Below are 25,477 nucleotides of genomic sequence, written 5' to 3' on the forward strand. Positions count from 1 at the left end.
CCTCGCGGCGATCTGCCGAACGACCGCGCGCCGGCGCTGGTGCCGCAGCGACGCCACCGCGCCTGGCGCGCGCTGGTCGCGGTCGGCGGGGTCGCGACGATGATCACCGCCGGGCTGATCGGCGGCAGCGCCGTACTCGATTCGGGCGCCGCGCCGGCGCAGCGCGCCGCCCCCAAGCGGATCGCCACCCGCCCCGCTGCCGCGCCGACCGTGGCGCCGGTGATGGTCGCCGCCGCCACCGTGCCGACGCCGACGCCCGGCGACACTGCGGAGGCGCAGGACTATCGCGGCGACACCGAGGATCGCGGCGACACCGGCTATCGCGGTGACGCCGATGATCGCGCCGGCGCCGACTATCGTGTCGATTCGGCCGCGGCGGACGGGGCGACGCCCGCGCCGCCGGCCGCCGCGACCCGTCAGACCGCACGCGCCGACGAGCGGCCGATCGTCGTGCCGCGCCCGCGCCGCGCCGAGCGCCCCGTGGCGATCGACCGGGCACCCCCGGCCCTCTATGCCGCGCGCACTTGCTATGACGAGGCGTCGTGCCTCGCCCCGCAATTGCAGGCGGCGGAGCGCACCGTCGCGGTCGCTTATGACCGCGCCACCGCCGCACAGGTGCGCAACGGCACGCTGCGCGACTATCGCGACGAATGGCTGCGCGCCCGCCGCGTCTCGCAGCGCCGCCCGCGCGAGGCGTTGCGCATCTACGGCATGATCGCCGCCGACCTTCAGCTCTACGCCGACAATGCGCCGGGGGACGACCGGATGGCGTGGCGATGATCGCCATCCGTCGCGTCGCGCATAACCCCGCGCCGGGCCTGCGCGCCGGACCGCAGCCGCTCTATGCGATCGGCGACGTCCACGGCCGCTACGACCTGCTCCATGCGCTGCTCGCCGAGATCAGCCGCGACGCGGCGGAGCGGCATCCCGGCGTGACGCCGCGGCTGCTGCTGTGCGGCGACTATGTCGATCGCGGCCCCGCCTCGGCGGCGGTGCTCGCGGCGCTGGTCTGGCTGCTGCGGTCCAAGGCGGTGGATGCGCGGCTGCTCGAAGGCAATCACGAGGCGATGCTGCGCGGCTTCCTCGATCGCCCGGCCGAACATCGCCGCTGGCTCGCGGTCGGCGGCGCGGCGACGATCGCCTCGTACGGCGTGGCGATTCCCGACGAGGCGGCGCTCGACACCCCCACGACGCTCGTCGCGCTGCGCGACAGCCTGCTCGATGCGATGCCGACCTCGCATTATCAGTTGCTCGACCGTCTCGACCTGCTCGTCGAGGTTGGCGATTACGCCTTCGTCCATGCCGGCGTCGTTCCCGGCGTGGCCTTGCACGCGCAGCGCCGCGACGACCTTTTGTGGATCCGCGACGAGTTCCTCGACCACCCGCGCCCTGCCGCGGCGGTGATCGTCCACGGCCATACCTGGACCGGCGACCAGCCGGTGCTGCTGCCGCACCGCATCGGCATCGATACCGGCGCGTACAAGACCGGCGTGCTCACCGCGCTCTATCTGTGCGACGACCGCGCCGCGATCCTGCAGGCGGTCGACACGCCGGCGGCCGAGGTGAATTCGGCGTCATGATCGCCCCCGCCGGTTGACTGGGACCGATCCGCACCGATCTTCCGCGGCGACCTATCCAGGGGATCAGAGATGACACCGGACGAACGCACCCTCCTCTCCCAATTCCTCGCCGACCTCGGCGCGGCGCGCGGCATCGCCAAGGATGCCGAGGCGGATGCGATGATCCGCCAGGCGCTCGCCGCCAATCCGGACGCTGCCTATGTGCTCGTCCAGCATGCGATCGTCGCCGACCAGTCGCTGCACGCGGCGCAGGCGCGGATCGCCGAGCTGGAGCGGCAGCTCGCGCCGCAGCCCGCCGCGAACCGGTTCCTGCCCGAGCAGGGGCCGTGGGGCGCGTCGCCCGCCTTCGCCCAGACCAACTATGCCCCGCCCGCGCCCGAGGCGCGGCCCGGCATCCTGTCTGGCGGCGGCGGGCTTGGCAGCTTCCTGCGCGCCGCCGGCACCACCGCGGCGGGCGTCGCCGGCGGCGAGATGCTGTTCAGCGGCCTGTCCGACCTGTTCGGCGGCCACCACGGCAGCGGCCAGGGCTTCCTCGCGCCCGAGGAGAATGTCGTCATCAACAATTACGGCGACGACGGCGACAACGATTACGACGATCGCGGCGACTGGTAGGGGCCGGTCCGGCCGGTCGTGCGTTGCGCGTCCATGTCCAAGCATCACGACCGCTACGCCTATCGCCCGATCATCGACCGGCCCGATTACGACTGGCCGGACGGCCGCCGCCTCGCGATCTACCTCGGCGTCAATTACGAGGTGTTCGACTTCGGCGGCGGCCTCGGCGCCGAACTCGCGCCGTCGCAGACCCAGCCCGACGTGATGAACTACGCGTGGCGCGATTACGGCAATCGCGTCGGCGCATGGCGGTTGTTCGACCTGTTCGACCGTTTGCAGCTGCGCACCACCGCATTGCTCAACAGCGCGGTGCTCGACCGCTGCCCCGGCCTCGCCGAGGCCTGCCGCGACCGCGGCGACGAGATCGCCGCGCACGGCGGCAGCAACGCGCAGGCGCAGGGCAAGCTGTCGCACCATGCCGAGCGCACGCTGATCGCGGACGTCACCGCGCGCCTCACCGCGCTCGGCGCCGCGCCGACCGGCTGGCTCGGCCCGTGGATCTCGGAAAGCGACCATACCCCCGACCTGCTTGCCGCGGAGGGCTATCGCTATGTGCTCGACTGGGCGCATGACGATCAGCCGACGCGGCTGGCGACCAGCGACGGGCCGTTGCTGTCGATCCCCTATTCGCAGGAGATCAACGACATCCCCTCGATCATCCAGCGCCATCAGGAAGCCGATACCTTCGCCGCGATGATTCGCGCCGCGGTCGAGCAACTGCTTTCCGAATGCGACCGCCGGCCGCTCGTCCTCGGCATCGCGCTGCATCCCTATATCATGGGACAGGCGCACCGCGTCCCGCCGCTGGCGAAGGTGCTGACCGAATTGCGCGCCGCGGACGATCCGCGCATCTGGTGGACGACCGCGGGCGACATCGCCGCGCATGTCGCGGCCACGGGGGTGGCGGTGTAAGGGGAAGTGCTGGTGACCCCTACGGGAATCGAACCCGTGCTTCAGCCGTGAAAGGGCCGCGTCCTAACCGCTAGACGAAGGGGCCAGCGGGGGTGCTGCTAGAAGAGGGTCGGCGATCGGTCAAGGGGTTGCAGCGATCAATTCGCCCAAGCGGCGTCTTCGAGGTGCATTTCCGCCGCCGGGCGGCTGCCCCAATCGTCGATCTTGGCGCGGCCGGCGAGCCACAGGCGGCGGTGCGGCGCGGCGGCGAGCAGGGCCTGCCCCAGGGCGGTGTCGGCGGCGCGGAACGCCACCGCCTTGAAGCTGCGGCCATCGTCGCCCGCCACCACCGCGCGGACATGGCCGTTGCCGACGACGTCCGCCTTGATGATCCGCACCGGCCCGGCGGCGATGCGCGGCGCCGGCCAGCCCATGCCGTACGGCCCGCCGACGTCGAGCGATTCGACCAGCAGCGGGTTGATCCCGCCCGGCGCGAGTACCGCGTCGACGAGCAGCGCACGGCTCTCCATCGCACTTTCGACGGTGGCGGCGAGCCGCGCTTCGAGGAAGTCGGCGAAGGCGGCGATGCCGTCGGCGGGGATCGTCAGCCCCGCCGCCATCGCGTGGCCGCCGCCGGCGACGAGCAGCCCGTGCTCCTTCGCCGCGAGCACCGCCGCGCCGAGATCGACCCCGGCGATCGACCGGCCCGATCCCTTGCCGAGCCCGTCCTCGCCGATCGCGATGACGATCGCCGGGCGGCCGAGCTTCTCCTTGAGGCGACCGGCGACGATGCCGATCACGCCGGGGTGCCAGCCCTCGCCCGCGACGACGACGACGCGGCGGTCGCCGGTCGCGCCGAGCTCGGCGGCCTGCTGCACGCCCGCCTCGATCAGCCGGCGCTCCTCGTTGAGCCGGTCGAGCTCGACGGCGATCTGCCGCGCCTCGTCGGGATCGCGCGTGGTGAGCAGCCGGACGCCGAGGTCGGCACGGCCGACGCGGCCGCCAGCGTTGATCCGCGGGCCGAGCGCGAAGCCCAGGTCGCTGCACGTCGGCGCACGGGTCAGCCGCGCCGCCTCGATCAGCGCGGCGAGGCCGGGGTTGCGGCGCTGCGCCAGCACCTTGAGCCCCTGCGCGACGAAGGCGCGGTTGAGCCCGCGCAGCTGCGCGACGTCGGCGACGGTGCCGAGCGCGACGAGATCGAGATGGTGGAGCAGATTGGGCTTGGCCCGGCTGGCGAAGAACCCGCGCGCATCGAGCACGCGCAGCAGCGCGGCGGCGAGCAGGAAGCAGACGCCGACCGCGGCGAGGTGGCCGTGCGCCGCGCCCTCCGCCTCGTCGAGACGGTTGGGATTGACCAGCGCATGCGCGAGCGGCAGCGCGGCGGCGCATTTGTGGTGATCGACGACGACGACGTCGACCGGATGGGCATGCGCCATCGCCAGCGCGTCGAACGCCTGCGCGCCGCAATCGACGGTGACGATCAGCGACGCCCCCTCACCCGCCAGCCGCACCAGGGCATCGCCCGATGGGCCATAGCCTTCGAGCAGCCGGTCGGGGATATAGGGCCGCGCCTCGAGCCCGAGCTCGCGCAGCACGAGGATCATCAGCGCCGCCGAGGTGGCGCCGTCGACGTCATAATCGCCGAACACCGCGACGCTCTCCCCCGCCTGCACCGCATCGGCGAGCCGCGCCGCGGCGCGGTCCATGTCGCGGAACACCGACGGATCGGGCATGAAGGCGCGGATCGAGGGGCTGCGGTGATCGTCGAGCGTCTCGCGCTCGGCGCCGCGGGCGAGCAGCAGCTGGGTGACGAGATCGTCCGCACCAAAGCCCTCGCGCGCATCGGCGGCGAGGCTGCGCCAATGCCAGGGCTGGCCGAGAATCGAATGGGATACGCCGAGAACGGGGGTCATGGATGGGGCAAAGGTTCCGGTAGGGCGCGGCACGGCGCGACGGTCCGCCGTCCTTAAAGCAAGATGCGCCAAGGAGGAAACGCTTTGCCGGTCAGCGGCTCATCGCGGTGTCACGGCCGATCCGCGTCGCGTTCAGAAAACCACAGGAACCACAGCAACCCGAGCGCCGCGGCGGCACCGATCGCGCGCATCAGCGGCGCCTCCCCCGCCCCCGAGCCGCTGAACCGTGCCGAGGCATAGCCGATCGCCAGCATGAAGCCGCCGAAACGGGCCGGACGCAAGGGGGCCAGCCACCGGGTCGCGGCGTAGCCGATCAAACCGACGCAGGCCGTCGATGCGAATGCGGTGAGCAGATCGGCGAGCAAGGTCGTCCCCTCCATCTATCGTCCCGGCGCCGGAACCGCCGTTCCCGTCTCACCCTTCGACACCGGCCCGCTCCCTGCCTATATCAGCGCCAATGGCCGATTCCTTTGATCTGGGCGAACCACCGGCGGCGGCGACGCCCTATCGCGTGCTGGCGCGCAAATACCGTCCGCAGACCTTCCGCGAGCTGATCGGCCAGGACGCGATGGTCACCACGCTCGGCAATGCGATCAAGCGCGACCGGCTGGCGCATGCGTTCCTGATGACCGGGGTGCGCGGCGTCGGCAAGACGTCGACCGCGCGGCTGATTGCCAAGGCGCTCAACTGCATCGGCCCGGACGGCCAGGGCGGTCCGACGATCGATCCGTGCGGCGTCTGCGAGCCGTGCCGCGCAATCGCGGAAGGGCGCCATATCGACGTGATCGAGATGGACGCCGCCAGCCATACCGGCGTCGACGACGTGCGCGAGATCATCGATGCGGCGCGCTATGCTGCGGTGTCGGCACGCTACAAGATCTATATCGTCGACGAAGTCCACATGCTGTCGAAGAACGCGTTCAACGCGTTGCTGAAGACGCTGGAGGAGCCGCCGGCGCACGTCAAATTCCTGTTCGCCACCACCGAGGTGAACAAGGTGCCGATCACCGTGCTGTCGCGCTGCCAGCGGTTCGACCTGCGGCGCATCTCGGCCGAGCAGCTCGCCCAGCATTTCGCCTTCGTCTGCCGCGAGGAAGGCGTCGAGGCCGAGCCCGAGGCGCTGATGCTGATCGCACGCGCCGCGGAAGGTTCGGCGCGCGACGGCCTGTCGATCCTCGACCAGGGAATCGCGCATGCCGGGCTGGAGGGCGGCGGCGTCACCGCCGATGCGGTGCGCCAGATGCTCGGCCTGTCCGATCGCGGCGCGGTGCGCGACCTGCTCGCGCTGGTGCTCGCCGGCGATTCGGCGGGGGCGCTCGCCAGCCTGCGCCGGCAATATGATTATGGTGTCGATCCGCAGGCGGTGCTGCGCGCGCTGCTCGAATCGGTGCACGGCATCACGCTGACCAAGGTCGGCACCGCCGACGATCCCGCCCAGCCCGCCGAGGAGCGCGCGGCGCGGCACGAATGGGCGGCGGCCCTGTCCTTCCCGGCGCTGCACCGATTGTGGCAATTGTTCCTGAAGGGGCATGACGAGGTCGCCAAGGCGGCGCTGCCGATCGAGGCGGCGGAGATGGCGCTGCTGCGCGCGATCCATGCCGCGAGCCTGCCCGATCCCGGCGAACTGGCGAAGCAGATCGCCAGCGGCAAGCTCGGCGCGATCGGCGCCCCCGCTGCCGCGTCCGGCGCGCCGGCGCCCGCCGCCGCCGCCGCCCCCGTGGCCGAACGTCCGGCGGTGCCCGCGGACTTCCCCGGCCTCGTCACCCTGCTCGAGGACAAGGGCCATTTCGCGGTCGCGGCGCAACTCAGCCACGGCGCGCGCGTCGTCCGCTATGCGGCGCCCGAGCTGATCCTCAGCGGGTCGCGGCCGATGTCCGCCGATACGCTGCGCGACGTCGCCGATGCGCTCAAGTCCGTGACAGGACAGGTCTGGAAGATCGCCTTGGAGGATGCGCCCGGCGCGCCTACCTTGCGCGAGCAGGCCAAGGCGGACGACGAGGCGAAGCGGCTGGCGATCCTCGACACGCCGCTGGTCAGGGCGGCCTTCGCCGCCTTCCCCGAGGCGGAACTCGAATCCTGGCCCGGCAAACGGAGTATGGCATGAAGAATATCGACGAAATCCTCGCCATGGCGCAGAACGTCCAGAACGAGCTGCAGAAGGCGCAGGACCAGCTCGACACGATCGAGGTCGAGGGTGTCTCGGGCGGCGGCCTGGTCAAGGTCAAGGCGAGCGCCAAGGGCCGGATCATCACCATCGCGATCGACGATTCGCTGATCGAGGTGTCGGAAAAGCAGATGCTCGAGGACCTGCTTGCTGCGGCGTTCAACGATGCGCGCGCCAAGGCGGATGCGGTGTCGGGCCAGGAAATGTCGAAGATGACGAGCGGCCTGCCGCTGCCGCCGGGGTTCAAGCTGCCGTTCTGAGGGTCTTAGCTCCGCTGGAATTTGTCATCCCCGCGCAGGCGGGGATGACCACCGGGGCAGGACGACAAGACAGGCGCGATACAGGGGTAAGACGCTGCCCCGGACCGACCTCCCCTACCGCAGACAGCTGTCCAGCCCGCTCCGCCGCACCACGCCGACATAGCGCGACAGGGCGTTGCCGTGGCGGCGGACGAAGCCGTGCGGGTCGATCGCCGCGCGCTTCTTGGGCAGCGGCAGCACCGCGGCGATCCGCCCCGCCTCGGTCGGGGTCAGGTGCGAAGCGTCGTGGTGGAAATAGCGCATCGCCCCGGCATTGACGCCATAGGTGCCGATCCCCGTCTCGGCGACGTTGAGATAGACCTCCATGATCCGGCGCTTGCCCCACAGGGTCTCGATCAGCACGGTAAAATAGGCCTCGAACGCCTTGCGGACATAGCCGCCGCCCTGGAACAGGAAGACGTTCTTGGCGGTCTGCTGGCTGATCGTGGAGCCGCCGCGCAGCCGGTTGCCCTGCGCATTGCTATAGGCGGCGTGCGCGATCCCCTGCCAGTCGAAGCCGTGATGCGAGCAGAAACGCGCATCCTCGCCGGCGATCGCGGCGCGGGCCATGTCGGGGTCCATCTCGGACAGCGGCATCCAGTCCTTGGTGACGCTGCGCCCGCCGAGCAGATCGCCCGCCATCGTCCAGGTGAAGGGCACCGGCACGAAACGATAGCTGCCGACCCACAGCAGGCTGATCGCGACGAAGACCAGACCGGCCTTGAACAGGAGGCGGAGGACGAAGAGCATCGCCGCTCCTTACCGGCGCGGCGCGGGCTCCAGCAAGGGGAGGATCGCGTCGGCGGCGGCGATGCCGGTCTGATAGGCGCCGTGCGCGGTCGAGAAGTCGGTGGCGGAACAGGCCTCGCCCGCGAAGAACAGGCGATCGTCGACCGGCGCGGCGAGGATCGCGCGCGCCCCCGCCTGCCCGACCCGCGCGTGGCTGTAGCTGCCGTGGATATACGACTCGCCGCGCCAGTGCGTCGCGGTGAGCGGGGTCAGCCGGCGCCGCCAGTCGGAGCCGAGCAACGCGACCAGCTCGCGAATCGCGAAGTCGGTCGCGGCGCGGGTGTCGGCCATCGCCTCGGCGCAGGCGCCGCCGAAGAAGCTTTCGATGATCGGCAGGCCGAAGGGCGACAGCCGGTGACTGGCGGTGCAGCTGCGATGCGGATCGCCGATCAGATGCGCCTGTGCCGGCCATTCGGGTCGGTCGACCGCGAGAAACACCTTGTCGGCGAGACCGAGCGGCAGCGCCGCCGCCGCCGCCTGCTTGTCGGGCAAGGGCGGGTCGAAGCGGATCGCGGCATAAGCGCTCGTCGGGATGGCGAGGATGACACGGTCGGCCTCGATCGTCCCCGCGGGCGTGTCGAGCCGGATCGTCCGGCCGCGGTGGTCGATCCGTGTCACCGGCGTATCGAGCCGCACCGGCACCGGGCCGGCGTGTCCGACGATCAGCGTGCCATAGCCGGCGGGAAGCGCCCAATTGTCGTCGGTGGCGGCATCCTCGTAAGCCGCCCAATCGTGCAGCGAGACACGGTCGAGCGGCGCGCCATTGGCATAGCCCGAGATCGCATCGATCATCGGCCGCCACGGATCGTCCGGCGCGACGAAATCGGACAAGGGCCGGTCGGGGCCGGCGAGCGCGTCATGCGCGGCCGCGTCCCAGCGCTGATAGGCGGCGCGGAAGGCGCGTTGCTCGTCGGGCGGATAGCCGAGGTCGCGCCATTGCTCGCCCCAATGGGGGGAGCTGCGATCGATCGCGGCACCGCTGCGGTCGGCGACCGCGGTCCACGGATTGCGGCCGGCGGAATGGAGCCAGCCACAGCCGAGATCGATGGCGGGTTGACCTTCGGCCCGATCCGGCGCGCGCGAAGACAGTCTCTCACCACCGGTTAGCGCCTCCACCGAGACGCTCCGCGCGCGGCCACCGAGTCGGCTGCCCGCCTCGACCAGCAGCACCTCGGCGCCTGCATCGTGCAGCCGCCGGGCCGCGGCGATCCCGGCCGCACCGCCGCCGATGACGACGGTGCGCATCGGGTCAGGCCGCGGCGAGCAGACGCTTTTCGCCGGCGATGCGCATCATCGCCTTCTGGAGCTTCTCGAACGCGCGCACCTCGATCTGCCGCACGCGTTCGCGCGATACGCCATAGACCTGCGACAGCTCTTCCAGCGTCTTGGGATCGTCGGTCAGCCGCCGCTCGGTGAGGATATGCTTCTCGCGATCGTTGAGATCGTCCATCGCCGACACGAGCATGCCGTGGCGGACGTCCGCCTCCTGCGCCTCGGCGACCACCGTATCCTGCAACGGCGCGTCGTCCTGCAGCCAATCCTGCCACTGGCCCTCGCCATCCTCGCGCATCGAGACGTTGAGCGAGGTGTCGCCGCCCATCGCCATGCGGCGGTTCATCGACACGACGTCCGCTTCGGCGACGCCGAGATCGGTGGCGATCTTGGTGATATGCTCGGGCTTGAGGTCGCCGTCCTCGAAGGCGTCGAGCTTCGACTTCATCCGCCGCAGGTTGAAGAACAGTTTCTTCTGCGCGGCTGTGGTGCCCATCTTCACGAGTGACCACGAGCGCAGGATATATTCCTGGATCGAGGCGCGGATCCACCACATCGCATAAGTGGCGAGGCGGAAGCCGCGATCGGGCTCGAACTTCTTGACGCCCTGCATCAGGCCGATGTTGCCTTCGGAGATCAGCTCCGACGTCGGCAGGCCATAGCCGCGATAGCCCATCGCGATCTTGGCGACGAGCCGCAGATGGCTGGTGACGAGCTGCGCCGCCGCATCGGTATCGCCATGCTCCTGGAAGCGCTTGGCGAGCATGAATTCCTGCTCGGGAGCGAGGATCGGGAATTTCTTGATCTCGGCCAGGTAGCGGTTGAGGCTCTGCTCCCCGCCGAGGGCAGGAATCGTCGCGGGGACGTTGCTGCGGGCTGCCATGATCTGATCTCCCTTTCTTGGAGGCGCCTCGTTCCGCACTGCGGCAACGAAGCGGCTCGAATCTATACGTGAAGCTCGGTGAACAGTTCCTGCATGTCTGCAGGCATCTGGCTTTCGAACGCCAAAGCGGTGCTTTTCACCGGATGGATGAACCCGAGATGGGCGGCGTGCAAGGCCTGGCGCCGGAAACCAAGGGTTTCGAGCAGCGCCTTTTGAACACCCTTTGTTCTACCATAGACCGGGTCGCCGAGCAAGGCGTGGCCGAGCGAGGCCATATGGACGCGCACCTGATGCGTCCGTCCCGTCTCCAGCCGGCATTCGACCAGCGCCGCATCGCGCAGCACCTGCATCGTGCGGTAATGCGTCACCGCGCGCTTGCCGCCGGGGACGATCGCGATCTTCTTGCGATTGGCCGCGGAGCGCGCGAGCGGCGCGTCGACCTTGCCCTCCGCCGGACGCGGCACGCCGCCGACGATCGCGCGATAGCGGCGATCGATGCTGTGATCGTGAAACTGCCGCGCCAGCCCCTCATGCGCACGATCGGTCTTGGCGGCGACCATCAGGCCGGAGGTGTCCTTGTCGATGCGGTGGACGATCCCCGGCCGCGCGACGCCGCCGATCCCCGACAGCGAGCCCTGGCAATGGTGGAGCAGCGCATTGACCAGGGTGCCGTCGAGATTGCCAGCCGCGGGATGCACCACCAGCCCGGCGGGCTTGTCGATGACGATGAGATGCTCGTCCTCATAGGCGACGACGAGCGGGATATCCTGCGCCTCGTTATGCGGCAGGCTCGGCACGGGCACCGCGACCGCGAGCCGGTCGCCCGCCGCGGCGCGCTTGGCGGGATCGCGCACCATCAGGCCCGCGCGCGTCACCGCGCCGCTGGCGATCAGCACTTTCAGCCGTTCGCGCGACAGGGTCGGCACCGCATCGGCCAGCGCCCGATCGAGCCGCCAGCCGTCCGCCGCCGGCGCGATCACTGCTTCAATGATGGAAACCCCCCGGTCCATTAACTAGGGATGTGGGTAGCATGACCGCAATTGCAAGCGACCTGATCGACCGCATCCGCTGCGAAGCCGCCGCCTGTCCCGACGCGGAGGTCTGCGGCCTGCTGTTCGGCGACGATGCGGCGATCACCGCGATCCGGCCGTGCCGCAACGTCGCCGCCGATCCGGCGCGTTGGTTCGAGATCGATCCGGCCGCCTTGCTCGCCGCGCATCGCGCCGCGCGCGGCGGCGGGCCGCGCCTGATCGGCCATTATCATTCGCACCCGAGCGGCATCGCGCGTCCCTCGCCGCGCGATGCCGCGAGCGCACCGCCCGACGGTGCGCTGTGGCTGATCGTCGCTGGCGGGACGGTGCGCGGCTGGCGCGCGGTCGCCGGCGGACCGGTCGAGGGGCGGTTCGCGCCGGTGCCGCTGCGCATCGCCTGACGGCCGCCCTTGCGCGCGCGACTCGGCTCGGCCACACACGCAGCGTTCATCCAGGGGAAGCTCATGTCCGTCAGTCCGGTCGATTTCGCCAGTCTGCTCTGTTCGCGGCTGTGCCACGACCTGCTCTCGCCGGTCGGCGCGCTCAACAACGGACTGGAATTGCTCACCGACGAAACCGACGAGGAGATGCGCGCGCGCGTCTTCCAGTTGCTCGCCGAATCCGCCCGCGCCTCGGCGAACAAGCTCAAGTTCTTCCGCCTCGCGTTCGGCGGGGCGGGCGGCTTCGGCGACCGCGTCGATTCGCGCGAGGCGAAGACGGCGATCGAAGGCCTGCTGATCGACAACAAGCGCACCACCTTCAACTGGTGGGTCGAGTCGGACCAATTGCCCAAGACGGCGCTCAAGGTGATGCTCAACCTCGCGCTGCTGGCGAGCGAGGCGCTGGTGCGCGGCGGCACGCTCGACGTCGGCGGCGAGGAGAATAACGGCCAGCTCGAGATCGTCGTCAAGATCGAGGGGCCGCGCATCATCCTCGCGCCCGACCTGCGGCTCGCGCTCGATCACGGCGAGGGGCCGGAGGGGGTCACGCCGCGCACCGCCGCCGCTTATATGGTGCACAGCCTGGTGGCGCAGGCGGGCGGCACGTTGCAGATCAGCGAGCCGACCGAGACGATCATGATCTTCGGCGCGGTATTTCGCGGCTGATCCCGCCGCGACTTGCCCTGTCCGGGTGGAGGGGACTAACCGGGCGGCCTGCACTTTCCGGAGCTCCGATCCATGAAGACCCGCGCCGCCGTCGCCTTCGCCGCCAAACAGCCGCTCGAGATCGTCGAGCTCGACCTCGAAGGACCGAAGGCCGGCGAGGTGCTGGTCGAGATCATGGCGACCGGCATCTGCCATACCGACGCCTATACGCTCGACGGCCTCGACAGCGAGGGCCTGTTCCCGAGCGTGCTCGGCCATGAGGGCGCGGGCATCGTCCGCGAGGTCGGCGCGGGGGTGACCAGCGTCGCGGTCGGCGATCACGTCATCCCGCTCTACACGCCCGAATGCCGCCAGTGTAAGTCGTGCCTCAGCCAGAAGACCAATCTGTGCACCGCGATCCGCGCCACGCAGGGCAAGGGGCTGATGCCCGACGGCACCACCCGGTTCAGCTACAAGGGCCAGCCGATCTTCCACTACATGGGCTGCTCGACCTTCTCCAACTTCACCGTGCTGCCCGAGATCGCGGTCGCCAAGATCCGCCCCGACGCGCCGTTCGACACCAGCTGCTACGTCGGCTGCGGCGTCACCACCGGTGTCGGCGCGGTGGTCAACACCGCCAAGGTGCAGCCGGGCGACACCGTCGTCGTCTTCGGCCTCGGCGGCATCGGCCTCAACGTCATCCAGGGGGCGAAGCTCGCCGGCGCGAAGATGATCGTCGGCGTCGACATCAATCCGGATCGCGAGGATTGGGGCCGCCGCTTCGGCATGACCCATTTCGCCAATCCGCGCGATGCCTCTTCGGTGCCGGGGGGCGACATCGTCGCGCATATCGTCCAGCTGACCGACGGCGGCGCCGACTATAGCTTCGATGCCACCGGCAACACCGATGTGATGCGCCAGGCGCTCGAATGCTGCCACCGCGGCTGGGGCACGTCGATCATCATCGGCGTCGCCGAGGCGGGGAAGGAGATCAGCACCCGCCCGTTCCAGCTCGTCACCGGGCGCAACTGGCGCGGCACCGCGTTCGGCGGCGCGCGCGGCCGCACCGACACGCCCAAGATCGTCGACTGGTATATGGACGGGATGATCCAGATCGACCCGATGATCACCCACCGCCTGACGCTCGACGAGATCAACAAGGGGTTCGACCTGATGCACGCCGGCGAGAGCATCCGCAGCGTGGTGATCTACTGACGGCGCACGATTCCCCCTGGATTCCTGCAACAATCCTCCGACCGCCCCGGCGGAGGCCGGGGCCCAGATGGGGGACGCGGAGTGAGTGATTACCAGGGTCCACCCGACTGGACCCCGGCCTGCGCCGGGGTGGTAGCTAGGGAGATACGGAATGGTATTCTCAACCATCCCGATGACGGCTGGATCGCTGAAACAGCGACCCGCTTTACCTTCGACCAAGCGTAGCATCGAACACACATGAAGGAGCCTCCCATGTTCTCCCACGTCATGCTCGGCACCGATGACATGGCCGCCTCGCGCGCCTTCTACGATGCGACGCTGGGCGCGCTCGGCATCGGATTGGGGGTCAGCGATGCCAAGGGCCGCACGGCCTATATGCACGCTGGCGGCCGGCTGCTGCTGAGCGTGCCGATCAACGGCGAGCCCGCCAGCCACGCCAATGGCGGCACAATCGGCTTCGCCGCCGCCTCGCCCGCGGCGGTCGATGCGTGGCATGCCGCCGGACTCGCGCATGGCGGCACCGCGATCGAGGACCCGCCCGGCCCGCGCCAGTCGCCGTTCGGCCAGCTCTACCTCGCCTATCTGCGCGATCCCGCCGGCAACAAGCTGTGCGCCGCGCACCGTATGGCGGCCTGAGCGATGGCGATCGAGACCGTCGCCACCGCGCGGGCGTTCGGCGGCACGCAGGGCGTCTATCGCCATGCCTCCGACGCGACCGGCACGCCGATGACCTTCTCGGTCTATGTCCCGCCGCATGTGCCGGGACAGACGCTGCCGGTAATCTGGTATCTGTCGGGGCTGACCTGCACGCACGCCAATGTCACCGACAAGGGCGAATATCGCCGCACCTGCGCCGAGCTCGGGCTGATCTTCGTCGCGCCCGACACCTCGCCGCGCGGTGACGGCGTCGCCGACGATCCCGCCTATGACTTCGGCCAGGGCGCCGGCTTCTACGTCGATGCGACCGAGGCGCCCTGGGCGGCGCATTTCCGCATGTGGTCCTACGTCACCGAGGAATTGCCCGCGCTGATCGCCGCGCATTTCCCGGCCGACATGGCGCGCCAGTCGATCATGGGCCATTCGATGGGCGGTCATGGCGCGCTGACCATCGGGCTGACGCTGGCGGAACGGTTCCGCGCCGTCTCCGCCTTCGCACCGATCGTCGCGCCGAGCCGGGTGCCGTGGGGCGAGAAGGCGCTCGGCGGCTATCTCGGCGCGGACCGCGCGGGGTGGCGCCGGCACGATGCGGTGGCGCTGATCGAGGACGGCGCGCGCGTGCCCGCGCTGCTCGTCGACCAGGGCGAGGCCGACCACTTCCTCGCCGAGCAGCTACGCCCGCACTTGCTCGCCGAGGCGTGTGACGCCGCGGGGATCGAGCTGACGCTGCGGATGCAGCCGGGCTATGACCACAGTTACTATTTCATCGCGACGTTCATGGCGGACCATCTCGCCTGGCATGCCGCGCGGCTGGGGTAGCGGGTTACGGGTACGCTAGCGATGGTCACCCCATCACCTCCGCTTGTAGAACGCCGCTGCTGATCGGGGGCTTCCGCCTGCCCGCCCGTATTCCCGCGCAGGCGGGAATCCAGTGGCCCAGCAGAACGACGGCTTGCGGCACAGAAACACTGGGCTCCCGCCTGCGCCGGAGCACTCTAGTCTGACAGGATCACGCGACGCTCAGCGGATGAACGCACGTGATCACCTCTTCACTTGGCCAGCATCTTCTCCGCGCTGGTCTTCACGAAGTCGGCGATCGGGCCGGACATCATCGCCAGCATCATCGGCACCCTGACCGTGCCGCGGACGTCGGCGTCGCCGACCGTCATGTCGACCGCGACCTTCTGCCCCATCGCGACGATCGCCAGCGCCAGCGTGTCCGGCCCCGTCCAGTCGGCATCGACCGTGCCGCCGCCGGGGATATGCCGGGCGAGCTTGGGCAGCCCCGCCGCGATCCGCCGCCGCGCCTCGTCGCGGCCGAGGTCGTGCGCTATGTCGAAGGGGATCGCGGCCATCATCGTCTCCGTGGAACAGGCCGCGCCCCCTGCCCGCGCGCGCCGTGCGCCGTCAACCATCAGCGATGGTGACGAAACCCCCGCGCCCCGCTAAGGCGCGCCGCATGACCGAGATCACGCCCCAGATCGTCGCCGACCACGGCCTGTCCCCGGAAGAATATGAGCGCGTCCTCCACGCGCTGGGCCGTGCGCCCAATCTGGTCGAGCTCGGCATCTTTTCGGTGATGTGGTCCGAGCATTGCAGCTACAAGTCGAGCCGCATCCACCTCAAGAAGCTGCCGACCGAAGGGCCGCAGGTGATCTGCGGTCCGGGCGAGAATGCCGGCGTGATCGACATCGGCGACAATCAGGCTGCGATCTTCAAGATGGAGAGCCACAACCACCCGTCGTACATCGAACCCTATCAGGGTGCGGCGACCGGGGTCGGCGGCATCCTGCGCGACGTGTTCACGATGGGCGCACGGCCGGTCGCCAACATGAACGCGCTGCGCTTCGGATCGCCGACCCATCCCAAGATGCGCCACCTGATCAGCGGCGTCGTCCATGGCATCGGTGGCTACGGCAATTGCGTCGGCGTGCCGACGGTGGGCGGCGAGGTCAATTTCCACCCCGCCTATGACGGCAACATCCTGGTCAACGCGATGACGGTCGGGATCGCCGATCAGGACAAGATCTTCTATTCCGCGGCGAGCGGCATCGGCAATCCGATCGTCTACGTCGGGTCCAAGACCGGGCGCGACGGCATCCACGGCGCGACGATGGCGTCGGCCGATTTCGGCGAGGATGCCGATGCCAAGCGTCCGACCGTGCAGGTTGGCGATCCATTCACCGAGAAGCTGCTGATCGAGGCCTGCCTCGAACTGATGGCGACCGACGTGATCGTCGCGATCCAGGACATGGGCGCCGCCGGCCTCACCTCGTCGAGCGTCGAGATGGCGTCGAAGGGCGGCGTCGGCATCGAGCTGGTGATGGACGACGTGCCGCAGCGCGAAACCGGCATGACGCCCTATGAAATGATGCTCTCCGAATCGCAGGAGCGCATGCTGATGGTGCTCAAGCCCGGTCGCGAGGCCGAGGCCGAGGCGATCTTCCGCAAATGGGAGCTCGATTTCGCGGTGATCGGCCGTGTCACCGACACCGGCCGCATGGTGCTGACCTTCAAGGGCGAGACCGTCTGCGACATCCCGCTCGGCCCGCTCGCCGACGAGGCACCGCTGTACGACCGGCCGCACGTGCCGACGCCGCCGCCGGCGCCGCTCGCCAACGTGCCCGAGAGCCGCGACATCGCCGCCGACCTGCTGACGCTGATGGGCTCGCCCGACATCGCCAGCCGTCGCTGGATCTGGGAGCAATATGACCACATGGTCGGTGCCGATACGGTGCAGGCGCCCGGCGGCGACGCCGCGGTGGTCCGCGTCCACGGCACCGACAAGGCGCTGGCGATCACCACCGATTGCACCCCGCGCTATTGTTTCGCCGACCCGGTCGAGGGCGGCAAGCAGGCGGTCGCCGAGGCGTGGCGCAACATCACCGCGGTCGGCGGCACGCCGCTCGCCATCACCAACTGCCTCAACTTCGCCAATCCGCAGCGGCCCGAGATCATGGGCCAGATCGTCGGCTGCCTCGACGGCATGGCGCAGGCGTGCCGCGCGCTCGACTTCCCGATCGTCAGCGGCAACGTCTCGCTCTACAACGAATCGAAGGCGACCGGCGGCGGCAGCGCGATCCTGCCGACCCCGGCGATCGGCGGCGTCGGGCTGCTCAAGGACTGGACCCGGAATGCGACGATCGCCTTCAAGGGCACCGGCGACATCATCCTCGCGGTCGGCACGCGGCGCGGCCATCTCGGCCAGTCGCTCTTCCTGCGCGAATGCCATGGCCGCGAGGACGGCCCGCCGCCGCCGGTCGATCTCGCCGCCGAGCGCAAGACCGGCGACCTGATCCGCGCCGCGATCACCGCCGGGCAGCTCTCCGCAGTGCACGACGTGTCGGACGGCGGCATCGCGGTGACGCTCGCCGAAATGGCGCTCGCCGGCAATGTCGGCGCGATGATCGACCGCAAGCAGCCGTTCGACTGTGCGCGCGCCTTCTTCGCGGAGGACCAGGGCGTCTATGTCGTCACCGTCCACGATGCGGCGCTGCTCGACTTCCTCGGCGCGGCGCATGCCGCCGGGGTCGAGGCCGAGCCGCTCGGGCGCACCGGCGGCAAGCGGCTGATCTTCGAACGGCCCGATCGTGACGACGTGGTGACGCTGGAGGCGCTGCGCAGCGCGCACGAGGGCTTCTTCCCGGCGCTGATGGGGGTGGACGGCGCGCTCGCCTGACCGGCAGCGGCGGGCCGGGTAGCGCCCGCCCGCCCCGCGCGGTAAGGCATGGCCATGTCCACCACCTTCACCATCGACACCGCGACCAGCCGCGCCAACCCGACGCCGGCGCCGCGCAAGCGCCTGACCGTGCCCGCGATTCGCCAGCGCAAGGGCGGCGGCGAACCGCTGGTGATGCTTACCGCCTATACGGTGCGCACCGCGCAGCTGCTCGACCCGCATTGCGACATGCTGCTCGTCGGCGACAGCCTCGGCCAGGTGATCTACGGCCTGCCTTCCACCGTGCCGGTGACGCTGGAGATGATGGCGGCGCATGGCGCGGCGGTGGTGCGCGGCAGCTATCACGCGCTGGTCGTCATCGACATGCCGTTCGGCAGCTACGAAGGCTCGCCGCAGCAGGCGTTCGACAGCGCCGCCTTGCTGCTCAAGCAGACCGGTGCCGCGGCGGTGAAGCTGGAAGGCGGCGCGGCGATGGCGCCGACGGTACGCTTCCTCAGCGAGCGCGGCATTCCGGTGATGGGCCATGTCGGCCTGACGCCGCAGGCGGTCAACGTGCTCGGCGGCTATGGTGCACGCGGCCGCAGCGACGCGGAGGCGGAGGCGATCGCCGCCGACGCCACCGCTATCGCCGAGGCTGGCGCCTTCGCCCTGGTGATCGAAGGCGTGGTCGAGCCGATCGCGATCCGCATCACCGAAAGCGTAGCCTGCCCGACGATCGGCATTGGCGCCTCGGCCCGCTGCGACGGCCAAGTGCTGGTGGCGGAGGATATGCTCGGCCTGTTCGAGCGCACCGCGCGCTTCGTCAAACGCTATGACGATATGGCGGCGCGCATCTCCGACGCCGCCGAACGCTATGCCGCCGAGGTGCGCGCGCGGACCTTCCCGGGACCCGAGCAGATCTACGCCGCCAAGGTGTAAGTCCCCGCCCGCGGTGCAGCGCCCTCAACCCGCCACATTTCGCGTGCTTTCGTTTCGTCGGCGTCGCCGCTAAGAGTGCGCGCCAATTCCACCGTCTGTTCCGGAGCCCTCCTTGGCCCTTACGCCGCAAAACAACGAAGCGTTCCTGCGCGAAGTCGATGACGAGCTGCGCCGCGACCAGTTGACCAGCTATTGGGAGCGCTACGGCCGCTGGACGATCGCCGCGATCGTCGTGGCGCTCGCCGCCTTCGCCGGCGTCCTCTACTGGCAGCATCGCCAGACCGAGGCGGCGGGCGTCGAGGGCGAGCAATTGCAGGCCGCCTATGATACGCTCGGCGCCGGACAGGCGGACAAGGCCGACACGATGCTCAAGCCGATCGCCGCCTCGCCGCGCCCCGGCTATCGCGCGCTCGCGCAGATGACGCAGGCCGACATCCTGCTCGGCAAGCAGCAGATCAAGCCCGCCGCGGCGATGTTCGCCAGGATCGCCGCCGACACCAGCCTCGCCCAGCCGTTCCGCGACCTCGCGCTGATCCGCCAGACCAGCGCCGAATTCGACACGCTGAAGCCGCAGGTGGTGATCGAGCGGCTGCGCCCGATCGCGGTGCCGACCAACGCCTATTTCGGCAGCGCCGGCGAGATGCTCGCGATCGCCTATCTCGACAGCGGCCGCAAGGACCTCGCCGGCCAGCTGTTCAGCCAGCTCGCGCAGAATGACGCGGTGCCCGACACGATCCGTCAACGCGCGGTTCAGATGGCGGGCACGATGGGTATCGATGCCACGCCGAACGATGCCGCCAAGGTGCGGATCGTCTCTCCCGCCAGCGCGGCCGGCGCACAATCGAAGGAAGCACCTGCGCAATGACGACGAGATATCGGGCCTCGGTGGCGGTGGCGGCGTTGATGGCGCTGTCCGCCTGCGGCATCTTCAAGGGCCATACCAAGAAGACGCCGACGGTCGGCGAGCGGGTGCCGATCCTCGCATCGGAAAATGCGATCGAGGCGGACAGCACGATCGCCGACATCCAGGTGACGCTGCCCGCCGCGGAGCCGAACGACGCCTGGACGCAGCCCGGCGGCAATGCCGCCAAGTCGATGGGACAATTGGCGCTGGCCGAATCGCCGGCGCGCGCCTGGCAGGAGTCGATCGGCCGCGCCTCCAACCGCGAGCGCCTCGGCGCGCCGCCGGTGGTCGCCGACAACAAATTGTTCGTCGTCGACGTCAATGCGCAGATCCACGCCTTCGCCGCCGACAGCGGCGCGAAGCTCTGGGACGCCTCGGTCAGCACCGGCGACCAGAATCGTCCGGCGCGGTTCGGCGGCGGCGCGAGCTATGACGACGGCCACGTCTATGCGACCGACGGCGTCGGCGACGTCGTCGCGGTCAATGCCGCGGACGGCAAGGAAATCTGGCGCGCCAAGCCGGGCGGCCCGCTGCGCGGCGCCCCGACCGTCGCCAACGGCTCGGTCTATGTGCTGAGCCAGGACAATCAGATCTTCGCGCTCAACCAGAGCGACGGCAAGGTGCAATGGACGCAGTCGGGCACGCTGGAGACGCAGGGCGTGTTCGGCGTCGCCGCCCCCGCCGCGAGCCAGGGCACGATCGTCGCCGGCTTCTCGAGCGGCGAGCTCAACGCCTATCGCTACGAGAACGGCCGCGTGCTGTGGGGTGACGCTCTGTCGCGCACCTCGATCACCACCTCGGTGTCGAGCCTGTCGGATATCGATGCCGCGCCGGTGATCGACAACGGCCGCGTCTTCGCGGTCGGCCAGGGCGGCCGCATGGTCAGCCTCGACCTCGCCACCGGCCAGCGGCTGTGGGAGCAGAATTTCGCCGGCATCTCGACCCCGTGGATCGCGGGCGAATGGCTGTTCGTCGTCACCGACGACGCGCGGCTCGTCTGCCTCGCCCGGTCGAACGGCAAGGCACGCTGGATCGCGCAATTGCAGCGCTTCAAGAACGCCAAGAAGAACAAGGGGCCGCAGGTCACGTGGTTCGGGCCGGTGCTCGCCGGCAACCGGCTGGTGCTGACCAACTCGCTGGGCGACATCGCCTTCGCCTCGCCGACCGACGGCAGCATCGTCAAGACGATCGAGACCAAGGACAGCTATGCGCTGCCGCCGATCGTCGTGAAGTCGACGCTCTACACGCTCGGCCAGTCGGGGAAGATCACCGCCTATCGGTGATCCTTTCCGCGGCCGGGGCGGAATTGGGGTTGCTTGCGATGCCCTCATCCCGAACGGGTGGGGAGAATTGCGACGGTCATGTCTGTGCTCCCGCCCAGCCGGGAGCCCGGTGTTCTTCTTGCCGCCAGCCGATGGTCTGTTTGGCCACTGGATTCCCGCCTGCGCGGGAATACTGATCCTCTCGGCGAACGAGGCGGTCGGCGCACACACCCTCGCCGCGCCGGTGACGCCACCCGCCCGGCGAACATTGGTAATTTCCGCGCCGGTCTTCTAAGGCGCAACCATGTCCCGTATTCCCACCGTCGCGATCGTCGGCCGTCCCAATGTCGGCAAGTCGACGCTGTTCAACCGCCTCGTCGGCAAGAAACTCGCCCTGGTCGACGATCGGCCCGGCGTCACCCGCGATCGGCGCGAGGGCGATGCGCATCTGATCGGCCTCGACTTCCGCGTCATCGACACCGCCGGCTATGAGGATCATGACGCGCAGACGCTGCCTGGCCGCATGCGGCTGCAGACCGAGGCGGCGATCGGCCAGGCCGATGTGGCGCTGTTCCTATTCGACGCGCGCGCCGGAATCGTCCCGCTCGACGAGGAGATCGGCCGCTGGCTGCGCTCGTCGAAGACACCGGTGATCCTCGCCGCCAACAAGGCCGAGGGCAGGGCCGGCGAACAGGGCATTCTCGAATCGCTCAGCCTCGGCTTCGGCGATCCGGTGCAATTGTCCGCCGAACATGGCGAGGGCATGGCCGAGCTGTTCGAGGCGCTGCTGCCGCATATCGAAAAGGCGCTCGCCGAGATCGCGCTCGACGAGGAGGACGACGACCGCGTCGACGCGCCGCTCAAGCTCGCGATCGTCGGCCGCCCCAATGCCGGCAAGTCGACGCTGATCAATCGCATGCTCGGCGAGGACCGGATGATCACCGGCCCCGAGGCGGGGATCACGCGTGATTCGATCGCGGTCGACTGGCTGTGGCGCGACCCGCGCCGCGGTGCGCATGGCGAGCCGCGCCCGGTCCGGCTGATCGACACCGCCGGCATGCGCAAGCGCGCCAAGGTGCAGGACAAGCTCGAGAAGATGTCGGTCGCCGATGCGCTGCACGCGGTCGACTTCGCCGAGGTGGTGGTGCTGTTGCTCGACGCGACGCTTGGCCTCGAGGCGCAGGATCTGCGCATCGCCGACAAGGTGCTCGAAGAGGGGCGCGCTTTGGTCATCGCGCTCAACAAATGGGACGTCGCGGAGAATGCCTCGTCGCTGTTCAACGGCGTCAAGCGCGCGCTCGAGGACGGGCTGTCGCAGGTCAAGGGCGTGACGGTGATGACCGTCTCCGCCGCGACCGGCAAGGGCATCGACCAGTTGATGCAGGCGGCGTTCGAGGTCCGCGACGCCTGGTCGAAGCGGGTCGGCACCGGCGAGATGAACCGCTGGTTCGAAAAGGCGATCGAGGCCAATCCGCCCCCTGCCCCCGGCGGCAAGCGGATCAAGATGCGCTACGTCACCCAGGTCAAGACGCGGCCGCCGAGCTTCGTCGTCTTCGGCACGCGCGTCGACCAATTGCCGGCGAGCTACGAACGCTATCTGGTCAATTCGATGCGCAAGGAACTGGGCTTTGGCGCGGTACCGGTGCGGATGACGTTCCGCGCGCCGAAGAACCCGTTCGACACCAAGGATTAGACCGGCCGCCCCGCGCGGCAACGTGATGTTTACGGCTTTGCCTTACTCCGATGCGAGACCGGCAGGGGTGTGCCCACGGGTTGCGGGGAGAAATCAGTGTCGTTCGTTGGCAGCACGTTGATCGACTGGGCCGTGTACGCGCAGGCACGCGCCGAACTCGGAACCGGTTTCGTGCGCATTCTCGGCTATTTCCGGGAGGACGGCGTCAAGTCGGTGATCGCGATCGAACAGGCGATGCGCACCACCACCGCCGCGGCGATGGTCATCCCGGCGCATACACTGAAAGGCGAGGCGCGGCAGTTCGGCGCCGAACCGCTCGCCACCCTCGCCGAGCAGATCGAGGAGATGGCGCGCGACTGCGTCGAGCGGCAGGACACGTGCGAGGAAGCGCTGGAACTAGTGGTGCAGCTGCGACCGCTGTTCTTCGAGACGCTCGCGTTGCTGGAGCGGGAAGCCGCCCCGGTGGCACCGCGACGGCCGGCACCAGGGGGATTCGGACGGAAGGTGTGAGGGGCGGCAAGGGTCGTCTCAGAGACGAAGTTCACCCTGCTGGAAAATTCTCGAACTCGATACGGGGGAGAGTCACCGCCGCGCGACTCGATCCCCCGTGCCCATAACCGCGCCGGTGCCGGTCTGACCGGCTGGCTCCGCTCCGTATATTTCGTTGACGGCGCGTTTTAGGCAAAAAACGAATACGCCATGTCGCGGCCAAAAAAAAGGCCGGTCTTGCGACCGGCCGGAAAGTTTTTAGGAGAGGATGCCTGAAAGGCACGGTCTTTGTGCATCGCAGCACGATGCTTCGCAATTGCAAAAGACGCAATTGAGGTTTCGTTTATCGCAATCGTTGGCCTTGGCCTGCCTCTCCCCGGTTGTGTCCGCGCCGCGCGCCGCCTAGCGAAGCGGGCATGCGCCTGCCCCTCGCCCTGCTCGCAACCCTCGGCATTGCCACCGCAACCCCCGCCGCCGCACCACGCGAACCCGCGATGGTGCGCGTCCGGCTCGACACGCCTTATGGGCCGATCGTGCTCGCGCTCGATGCCCGGCACGCGCCACGCACGGTCGCCAACTTCCTCGGCTATGTCGACGACGGGCGGTTCGACGGGATGAGCTTCTATCGGTCCGCTCGCAACCGCAGCGCGCCGAGCTATGGCTTCATCCAGGGCGGCATCCGCACCGATGCGCGGCGCATCCTGCCGCCCTTCCCGCTCGAAACCACGGCGATGACCGGGCTGCGCCATGTCGACGGCACGATCTCGATGGCGCGGCGCGCCGAGGCGGGATCGGCGGGCGGCAATTTCTTCATCACCGTCGGCGCGATGCCGAGCATGGACGCCAAGGGCGACTATCCGGGTTATGCCGCCTTCGGCCACGTCGTCTCGGGCATGCCGGTCATCAAGCGCATCCTGGCGCTGCCGACCGGCGGCGGCATGGGCGGGCAGTTGCTGCTCAAGCCGGTGCGGCTGATCGCCGCGCGCCGCCTCAACGGCACGCCGCACCCGACCGGGCTGGTCAAGCCGTGGCTCGTCAAGACGCGCGATCGACCGGCGCACTGAGGCAGATCAGCCCCGGTTGCAACCATATGCCTCGCCCCCGGTTATCCCGCCTAGTCTTTTAGGAGAGTAACGATGAAGACCGGGTTCCTGGCCGTACTGGCCACCGTGGCGATGGTGTCGCCGATCGCCGCGACCCCCGCCGCGGCGCAACGCGACCGTTACGACAATGCGCGGAACGATTACCGCTGGCAGGGCGATCGCGACGGCAATTGGAACCCCTCCGATTCGTATCGTGAGGGCCGCTATCGCGAGCGTCGCCTCGGCCGCAACGACCGTATCTATCGCGGCCAGGACGGTCGCGCCTATTGCCGCCGCAATGACGGCACCACCGGTCTGGTGGTCGGCGCGGTCGGCGGTGGGGTGCTCGGCAATCTCGTCGGCGGCGGCACGCTCGGTACGTTGCTCGGCGCAGGCGGCGGCGCCTTGCTCGGCCGCTCGGTCGATCGCGGCAAGGTCCGCTGCCGCTAAAGATGGCAGAATCCAGAACGACCCCGCGGCTTGCCGCGGGGTCGTCTTCATTCCGGATCAGCCGTTGAGGTGCGGTGCGGCGCCCGCCTTGGGCGAATCGTGCTCGCTGATCGAATTGAGCTGGACGTAATTCTGCACCCCCATCCGCTCGATCATCTCGAACTGGCGTTCGAGCGTATCGACATGCTCCTCCTCGCTGGCGAGGATGCGCGCGAACAGATCGCGGCTGACGAAATCCTTGACCTCCTCGCAATAGGCGATCGCGCCCTTGAGCTGGACGACCGCCTCCTGCTCCATCGCCAGATCGGAGCGGAGGATCTCCTCCACCGTCTCGCCGATGCGCAGCCGGCCGAGCAGCTGAAAATTGGGCAGACCGTCGAGGAACAGGATGCGCTCCGACAGCCAGTCGGCATGCTTCATCTCGTCGATCGATTCCATCCGCTCATACTGGGCGAGCTTGTAGACGCCCCAGTGATCGAGCAGGCGATAGTGTAGCCAATATTGATTGATCGCGGTCAGCTCGTTCCTGAGCGCCTCGTTGAGCAATTCGATGACGCGCGGTTCACCCTTCATCGTCCAAACTCCACCATGGTTGCCGATGGCGGCGAT

Annotated in this window: 27 protein-coding genes and 1 tRNA gene; 19 read left to right on the forward strand and 9 right to left on the reverse strand. The window is 69.2% G+C overall.

The window, feature by feature from the left end; all coding sequences use genetic code 11:
* From BW41_RS21370 to BW41_RS13335, 4 genes are all read left to right on the forward strand, one after another.
* Nucleotides 1-780, forward strand: a 780-nt coding sequence (locus BW41_RS21370) for a hypothetical protein (RefSeq protein ID WP_037535005.1), incomplete at its 5' end; no start/stop codon positions are given.
* Entirely contained in the window at nucleotides 777-1,580 is an 804-nt protein-coding gene (locus tag BW41_RS13325; RefSeq protein ID WP_081793094.1) for a metallophosphoesterase, read from the forward strand. The genes BW41_RS21370 and BW41_RS13325, both read left to right, overlap by 4 nt.
* A 69-nt stretch (nucleotides 1,581-1,649) precedes the next feature.
* Complete coding sequence (locus tag BW41_RS13330) at nucleotides 1,650-2,192, forward strand: DUF2076 domain-containing protein (protein WP_051583494.1); 543 nt, start codon at nucleotides 1,650-1,652, stop codon at nucleotides 2,190-2,192.
* 33 nt (nucleotides 2,193-2,225) lie between these two features.
* Complete coding sequence (locus BW41_RS13335) at nucleotides 2,226-3,104, forward strand: polysaccharide deacetylase family protein (protein WP_037535006.1); 879 nt, start codon at nucleotides 2,226-2,228, stop codon at nucleotides 3,102-3,104.
* 10 nt (nucleotides 3,105-3,114) lie between these two features.
* On the opposite strand, the gene BW41_RS13340 is transcribed toward BW41_RS13335, so the two are convergent.
* The 3 genes from BW41_RS13340 to BW41_RS13350 all read right to left on the reverse strand — a co-directional run bounded on the left by BW41_RS13340 (nucleotide 3,115) and on the right by BW41_RS13350 (nucleotide 5,361).
* Nucleotides 3,115-3,189: transfer RNA gene (locus BW41_RS13340), tRNA-Glu, on the reverse strand.
* Between the two features lie 52 nt (nucleotides 3,190-3,241).
* Nucleotides 3,242-4,996 carry a single-stranded-DNA-specific exonuclease RecJ gene (recJ, locus tag BW41_RS13345; protein WP_037535007.1) on the reverse strand — a complete coding sequence of 585 codons (1,755 nt, stop codon included), beginning with the start codon at nucleotides 4,994-4,996 and terminating at the stop codon, nucleotides 3,242-3,244.
* Nucleotides 4,997-5,106: 110 nt separating this feature from the next.
* Nucleotides 5,107-5,361 (reverse strand): hypothetical protein, encoded by a 255-nt coding sequence (locus tag BW41_RS13350; RefSeq protein WP_152542315.1) that lies wholly within the window; start codon nucleotides 5,359-5,361, stop codon nucleotides 5,107-5,109.
* Between the two features lie 92 nt (nucleotides 5,362-5,453).
* On the opposite strand from BW41_RS13350, the gene BW41_RS13355 reads away from it, so the two are divergent.
* Entirely contained in the window at nucleotides 5,454-7,100 is a 1,647-nt protein-coding gene (locus BW41_RS13355; protein ID WP_037535009.1) for a DNA polymerase III subunit gamma/tau, read from the forward strand.
* Nucleotides 7,097-7,420, forward strand: coding sequence for a YbaB/EbfC family nucleoid-associated protein (locus BW41_RS13360; protein ID WP_037535010.1), 324 nt, complete (start codon nucleotides 7,097-7,099; stop codon nucleotides 7,418-7,420). The genes BW41_RS13355 and BW41_RS13360 overlap by 4 nt, the downstream gene beginning before the upstream one ends.
* 114 nt (nucleotides 7,421-7,534) lie before the next feature.
* Here BW41_RS13360 and mtgA read toward each other — a convergent pair whose 3' ends face one another.
* The 4 genes from mtgA to BW41_RS13380 all read right to left on the reverse strand — a co-directional run bounded on the left by mtgA (nucleotide 7,535) and on the right by BW41_RS13380 (nucleotide 11,413).
* Complete coding sequence (mtgA, locus tag BW41_RS13365; RefSeq protein WP_037535011.1) at nucleotides 7,535-8,209, reverse strand: monofunctional biosynthetic peptidoglycan transglycosylase; 675 nt, start codon at nucleotides 8,207-8,209, stop codon at nucleotides 7,535-7,537.
* A gap of 9 nt (nucleotides 8,210-8,218) precedes the next feature.
* Nucleotides 8,219-9,493: a flavin monoamine oxidase family protein gene (locus BW41_RS13370; RefSeq protein ID WP_037535012.1), complete on the reverse strand. Its 1,275-nt coding sequence runs from the start codon at nucleotides 9,491-9,493 to the stop codon at nucleotides 8,219-8,221.
* A 4-nt stretch (nucleotides 9,494-9,497) separates the two neighbouring features.
* Complete coding sequence (gene rpoH, locus BW41_RS13375; RefSeq protein ID WP_037535013.1) at nucleotides 9,498-10,403, reverse strand: RNA polymerase sigma factor RpoH; 906 nt, start codon at nucleotides 10,401-10,403, stop codon at nucleotides 9,498-9,500.
* Nucleotides 10,404-10,465: 62 nt separating this feature from the next.
* Nucleotides 10,466-11,413, reverse strand: a complete 948-nt coding sequence (locus BW41_RS13380) for an RluA family pseudouridine synthase (RefSeq protein WP_037535014.1) — start codon at nucleotides 11,411-11,413, stop codon at nucleotides 10,466-10,468.
* 20 nt (nucleotides 11,414-11,433) lie between these two features.
* Between BW41_RS13380 and BW41_RS13385 the strand changes: the two genes are divergently transcribed.
* The 5 genes from BW41_RS13385 to fghA all read left to right on the forward strand — a co-directional run bounded on the left by BW41_RS13385 (nucleotide 11,434) and on the right by fghA (nucleotide 15,210).
* Nucleotides 11,434-11,835 (forward strand): M67 family metallopeptidase, encoded by a 402-nt coding sequence (locus BW41_RS13385; RefSeq protein ID WP_037535015.1) that lies wholly within the window; start codon nucleotides 11,434-11,436, stop codon nucleotides 11,833-11,835.
* A 63-nt stretch (nucleotides 11,836-11,898) separates the two neighbouring features.
* Complete coding sequence (locus BW41_RS13390) at nucleotides 11,899-12,540, forward strand: histidine phosphotransferase family protein (RefSeq protein WP_037535016.1); 642 nt, start codon at nucleotides 11,899-11,901, stop codon at nucleotides 12,538-12,540.
* A 72-nt stretch (nucleotides 12,541-12,612) separates the two neighbouring features.
* Complete coding sequence (locus BW41_RS13395; protein ID WP_037535017.1) at nucleotides 12,613-13,734, forward strand: S-(hydroxymethyl)glutathione dehydrogenase/class III alcohol dehydrogenase; 1,122 nt, start codon at nucleotides 12,613-12,615, stop codon at nucleotides 13,732-13,734.
* 252 nt (nucleotides 13,735-13,986) lie between these two features.
* Nucleotides 13,987-14,370, forward strand: coding sequence for a VOC family protein (locus BW41_RS13400; protein ID WP_037535018.1), 384 nt, complete (start codon nucleotides 13,987-13,989; stop codon nucleotides 14,368-14,370).
* 9 nt (nucleotides 14,371-14,379) lie between these two features.
* Entirely contained in the window at nucleotides 14,380-15,210 is an 831-nt protein-coding gene (gene fghA, locus BW41_RS13405) for an S-formylglutathione hydrolase (RefSeq protein WP_037535038.1), read from the forward strand.
* 230 nt (nucleotides 15,211-15,440) lie between these two features.
* Here the strand turns inward: fghA and BW41_RS13410 are convergent, their stop codons facing one another.
* Entirely contained in the window at nucleotides 15,441-15,746 is a 306-nt protein-coding gene (locus tag BW41_RS13410) for a polyhydroxyalkanoic acid system family protein (RefSeq protein WP_037535019.1), read from the reverse strand.
* A 104-nt stretch (nucleotides 15,747-15,850) separates the two neighbouring features.
* On the opposite strand from BW41_RS13410, the gene purL reads away from it, so the two are divergent.
* The 8 genes from purL (at nucleotide 15,851) to BW41_RS13450 (ending at nucleotide 24,868) form a co-directional block, all read left to right on the forward strand.
* Complete coding sequence (gene purL, locus BW41_RS13415; protein ID WP_037535020.1) at nucleotides 15,851-18,070, forward strand: phosphoribosylformylglycinamidine synthase subunit PurL; 2,220 nt, start codon at nucleotides 15,851-15,853, stop codon at nucleotides 18,068-18,070.
* Between the two features lie 54 nt (nucleotides 18,071-18,124).
* The gene (gene panB / locus BW41_RS13420) at nucleotides 18,125-18,988 is read left to right on the forward strand and encodes a 3-methyl-2-oxobutanoate hydroxymethyltransferase (RefSeq protein WP_037535021.1); all 864 of its coding nucleotides are present in this window, start codon (nucleotides 18,125-18,127) and stop codon (nucleotides 18,986-18,988) included.
* Between the two features lie 112 nt (nucleotides 18,989-19,100).
* Nucleotides 19,101-19,853, forward strand: a complete 753-nt coding sequence (locus BW41_RS13425) for a tetratricopeptide repeat protein (protein WP_037535022.1) — start codon at nucleotides 19,101-19,103, stop codon at nucleotides 19,851-19,853.
* A complete protein-coding gene (locus tag BW41_RS13430; protein WP_037535023.1) occupies nucleotides 19,850-21,175 on the forward strand; it encodes an outer membrane protein assembly factor BamB family protein in 1,326 nt (441 codons plus the stop codon). The genes BW41_RS13425 and BW41_RS13430 overlap by 4 nt, the downstream gene beginning before the upstream one ends.
* A 283-nt stretch (nucleotides 21,176-21,458) precedes the next feature.
* Nucleotides 21,459-22,847 (forward strand): ribosome biogenesis GTPase Der, encoded by a 1,389-nt coding sequence (der, locus tag BW41_RS13435; RefSeq protein WP_037535024.1) that lies wholly within the window; start codon nucleotides 21,459-21,461, stop codon nucleotides 22,845-22,847.
* Nucleotides 22,848-22,964: 117 nt separating this feature from the next.
* Complete coding sequence (locus tag BW41_RS13440) at nucleotides 22,965-23,357, forward strand: Hpt domain-containing protein (protein WP_037535025.1); 393 nt, start codon at nucleotides 22,965-22,967, stop codon at nucleotides 23,355-23,357.
* A 395-nt stretch (nucleotides 23,358-23,752) separates the two neighbouring features.
* Nucleotides 23,753-24,400, forward strand: coding sequence for a peptidylprolyl isomerase (locus BW41_RS13445; protein ID WP_037535026.1), 648 nt, complete (start codon nucleotides 23,753-23,755; stop codon nucleotides 24,398-24,400).
* A 72-nt stretch (nucleotides 24,401-24,472) separates the two neighbouring features.
* Nucleotides 24,473-24,868: a glycine zipper 2TM domain-containing protein gene (locus tag BW41_RS13450; RefSeq protein ID WP_037535027.1), complete on the forward strand. Its 396-nt coding sequence runs from the start codon at nucleotides 24,473-24,475 to the stop codon at nucleotides 24,866-24,868.
* Between the two features lie 57 nt (nucleotides 24,869-24,925).
* Here BW41_RS13450 and bfr read toward each other — a convergent pair whose 3' ends face one another.
* Nucleotides 24,926-25,441 (reverse strand): bacterioferritin, encoded by a 516-nt coding sequence (gene bfr, locus BW41_RS13455; RefSeq protein WP_037535028.1) that lies wholly within the window; start codon nucleotides 25,439-25,441, stop codon nucleotides 24,926-24,928.
* Nucleotides 25,442-25,477: the final 36 nt, after the last annotated feature.

This window comes from Sphingomonas sp. RIT328, from assembly GCF_000632225.1.
Taxonomy (GTDB): Bacteria; Pseudomonadota; Alphaproteobacteria; order Sphingomonadales; family Sphingomonadaceae; genus Sphingomonas; species Sphingomonas kyungheensis.

Coding starts and splice junctions, on each gene's coding strand:
- BW41_RS13325 (WP_081793094.1), top strand. CDS start 777: ATGATCGCCATCCGTCGCGTCGCGCATAACCCCGCGCCGGGCCTGCGC.
- BW41_RS13330 (WP_051583494.1), top strand. CDS start 1,650: ATGACACCGGACGAACGCACCCTCCTCTCCCAATTCCTCGCCGACCTC.
- BW41_RS13335 (WP_037535006.1), top strand. CDS start 2,226: ATGTCCAAGCATCACGACCGCTACGCCTATCGCCCGATCATCGACCGG.
- recJ (WP_037535007.1), bottom strand. CDS start 4,996: ATGACCCCCGTTCTCGGCGTATCCCATTCGATTCTCGGCCAGCCCTGG.
- BW41_RS13355 (WP_037535009.1), top strand. CDS start 5,454: ATGGCCGATTCCTTTGATCTGGGCGAACCACCGGCGGCGGCGACGCCC.
- BW41_RS13360 (WP_037535010.1), top strand. CDS start 7,097: ATGAAGAATATCGACGAAATCCTCGCCATGGCGCAGAACGTCCAGAAC.
- mtgA (WP_037535011.1), bottom strand. CDS start 8,209: ATGCTCTTCGTCCTCCGCCTCCTGTTCAAGGCCGGTCTGGTCTTCGTC.
- BW41_RS13370 (WP_037535012.1), bottom strand. CDS start 9,493: ATGCGCACCGTCGTCATCGGCGGCGGTGCGGCCGGGATCGCCGCGGCC.
- rpoH (WP_037535013.1), bottom strand. CDS start 10,403: ATGGCAGCCCGCAGCAACGTCCCCGCGACGATTCCTGCCCTCGGCGGG.
- BW41_RS13380 (WP_037535014.1), bottom strand. CDS start 11,413: ATGGACCGGGGGGTTTCCATCATTGAAGCAGTGATCGCGCCGGCGGCG.
- BW41_RS13385 (WP_037535015.1), top strand. CDS start 11,434: ATGACCGCAATTGCAAGCGACCTGATCGACCGCATCCGCTGCGAAGCC.
- BW41_RS13390 (WP_037535016.1), top strand. CDS start 11,899: ATGTCCGTCAGTCCGGTCGATTTCGCCAGTCTGCTCTGTTCGCGGCTG.
- BW41_RS13395 (WP_037535017.1), top strand. CDS start 12,613: ATGAAGACCCGCGCCGCCGTCGCCTTCGCCGCCAAACAGCCGCTCGAG.
- BW41_RS13400 (WP_037535018.1), top strand. CDS start 13,987: ATGTTCTCCCACGTCATGCTCGGCACCGATGACATGGCCGCCTCGCGC.
- BW41_RS13410 (WP_037535019.1), bottom strand. CDS start 15,746: ATGGCCGCGATCCCCTTCGACATAGCGCACGACCTCGGCCGCGACGAG.
- purL (WP_037535020.1), top strand. CDS start 15,851: ATGACCGAGATCACGCCCCAGATCGTCGCCGACCACGGCCTGTCCCCG.
- panB (WP_037535021.1), top strand. CDS start 18,125: ATGTCCACCACCTTCACCATCGACACCGCGACCAGCCGCGCCAACCCG.
- BW41_RS13430 (WP_037535023.1), top strand. CDS start 19,850: ATGACGACGAGATATCGGGCCTCGGTGGCGGTGGCGGCGTTGATGGCG.
- der (WP_037535024.1), top strand. CDS start 21,459: ATGTCCCGTATTCCCACCGTCGCGATCGTCGGCCGTCCCAATGTCGGC.
- BW41_RS13445 (WP_037535026.1), top strand. CDS start 23,753: ATGCGCCTGCCCCTCGCCCTGCTCGCAACCCTCGGCATTGCCACCGCA.
- BW41_RS13450 (WP_037535027.1), top strand. CDS start 24,473: ATGAAGACCGGGTTCCTGGCCGTACTGGCCACCGTGGCGATGGTGTCG.
- bfr (WP_037535028.1), bottom strand. CDS start 25,441: ATGAAGGGTGAACCGCGCGTCATCGAATTGCTCAACGAGGCGCTCAGG.